The organism is Lactobacillus sp. wkB10, from assembly GCF_000760615.1.
GTDB lineage: Bacteria > Bacillota > Bacilli > Lactobacillales > Lactobacillaceae > Lactobacillus > Lactobacillus huangpiensis.
The window spans coordinates 1-2,524 of the sequence record NZ_JRJB01000025.1; the positions used below are offsets into that span (position 1 = coordinate 1).

Sequence of the window (2,524 nt, forward strand, 5' to 3'; positions counted from 1 at the left end):
CCTCAGTTTTTATAGCAGGTTTGAATTATGTCTCCTTTTGATGATTATATTAAGATCAAAATATTGTTTTTGAAGATTATTTCTTTTTCGTGAATAACATAGGATCATTCCAACGGATGTTTGGAAAGTTTCGATCTAAAAATTAAACAAATTGGGTACACATCTTTTGGCCACACCAATTTCAAAAATTTTCTGATAAGGATCAGATTGGAAGAAAACAAAGAAAATAAATAATCAGTATATTATATACTTTATTCTTTTCATTTACTCTTTATCAACAAAATTTGACAAAGAACTGTTTTTGCCTTTTCTTTCAGATTTTAAAGCAATAGCAAAAGTTGCAATTTCATTTTGATCTCACATACTTAAATGAACACTTTCCTTTCTCAAATGATATTCTATTTGTACTATTATTTGAGTACTATTTATACTTCTTAGGTTCTTTTTAAATGATTTACTTGGCCGTATTTTACTCATAAATTATCAGCAAATTTTATATTTAGTGAAATTTGTAAAGTCAATTTATATGGTGGTATTAATTTTTATTACTTTATAAATTTTAATATATATACAAATTAGCTATACTGATGCATCTTTGTATAACTGACACATTTCTTGTGTTACCATAGGATACAATGAAAGTGCTACAAACGCTTTCAGATACTGATAAAAAGGGGATTTTTTCAATGAATCAAAAAGTAGTCATCATTGGTGCTTCTCATCCAGGTCATGAGGCAGCCATCGAATTATTAGACAGATATAAAGATCTTGATGTCACTATTTATGAAGCAAGTGATTTTGTTTCATTTATGTCTTGTGGAATGAAGCTCTTTTTAGAAGAAAAAACTACCGGACAAGACAATGTACGCAATTTTTCACCTGCTGATCTGGAAAAATTAGGCGGTAAGATTGTCAATAATTCGCAAGCAGTTGCGTTAAATCCGGCAAATAAGCAAGTTACAATTAAAAATACCCAAACTGGTCAGACTGAAGAAGTTAACTATGACAAATTAATCTTGTCTCCAGGAGTTGATCCACTCCAATTGCCAATTCCAGGGGCAGATTTAGACTACGTTTATTTAATGCGGGGCTACAGTTGGGCTAAAAAGATCAATGAAGCTCTTCATAATGATGAAATTAAAAATATCGTTGTGGTGGGTGCTGGTAACGGAATCGCTGCCGTTGAAGCTGGTGTTTTAGCTGGTAAAAACATGACCTTGGTTGATGCCAGCAACCATATTTTGGCTAATTATTTTTCAAAAGACTTTACCGATGTTTTTGAACAAGAAATGCGAGACAAGGGTGTCGATTTAAAGCTTGATACAAAAGTTACTGGTTTTACCAATGATCACCTAGTCCAAACTGATCATGGTGACATTAAAGCTGATATAGTCATTGTTGCTGCAGGCATTGTTGCTAATACAGACTGGCTTAAAGATACTATTAATTTAAACCAACGGGGTTATATTGAAACAGACGAATATTTAAGGACTAATCAAAAAGATGTTTATGCTTTGGGTGATGCTATTTGGCCACTGTCAATCCCGGCTAATAAAAGGATGCCAATTCCATCAGCAGTCGCTGCTCGCCACGAAGCAAATTACTTAGTGCAACATTTGTTTGAAGAAAAACCAAGCCGTCCATTCCCAGGCTTAGTTGGCGGACAATTACTAGAATTTGGTGATGTACATGCGGTAGTTAGCGGCCTCCCACAAAAATCTGCAGAATTTGCCGGCATTAATTCTGCAACTAGCATCTACATCGATCATTTGCGTCCAGACTTTATTCCTGCTGATGATAATCCGTTAGGATATATTTCCTTAACTTATAATAAGGATACTCATCAAATTCTTGGAGGTGCAGTTATGTCCAAACATGATATTACCGCTCAAGGCAATGTCTTAAGTTTAGCAATTGGTCATAAATTAACATTAGAAGATTTAGCTGAGCAAGACTTCTTCTTCTCACCAAGTTTTGATCGGCAATGGAATATCTTGAACTTAGCCGCACAACATGCGCTAGGCTTACACAAGTTTTAATTAATTTTAGATATTACTAAGCTTTGTGAGGCAACTCCATTTAAGATGCTTACTATATCTTTCCAAAGACAATTAGTAGAGTAAGGAATGCAGACTGCTATAAAATGAGTCCCAGAAGTTAGACAACTTTTGGGACTATTTTTATGACTAAATTATCTAGAGAGTCAAAAAGCACTACAACTAAATAAAGCGCTTATCTTGATTAACTTCACTATTCTTGGGAAATTAATTTTTTATCTGCCTTTAAATTTAAATAGCTTTAGCTTATTTTCAATTCAATAACTTAGCATTAATCTCATTGGAAGTCTATGCAAAGATAGCTATACAGTTCTATAATGACTATAAGATCTTTAATCAGTATTTTTGAGGTGATTACATGAAATTAAATAAAAAGTTTGTTTATGCTTCCATAGCAAGCATTCTTGCTATTAGTCCTATGCTACCCGCAGTAATGCCAAGCAATACAGAAGTATTAGCTGCTAAGA

Annotated in this window: 1 protein-coding gene and 1 pseudogene; both read left to right on the forward strand. The window is 33.4% G+C overall.

Annotated features, from left to right (window positions below; translation table 11 throughout):
* Positions 1-105: 105 nt before the first annotated feature.
* A pseudogene (locus LACWKB10_RS10155) lies at positions 106-234 on the forward strand (transposase); the annotation flags it as partial.
* A gap of 452 nt (positions 235-686) precedes the next feature.
* Complete coding sequence (locus LACWKB10_RS09630) at positions 687-2,039, forward strand: FAD-dependent oxidoreductase (RefSeq protein ID WP_034981753.1); 1,353 nt, start codon at positions 687-689, stop codon at positions 2,037-2,039.
* The last annotated feature ends 485 nt before the right edge of the window (positions 2,040-2,524 follow it).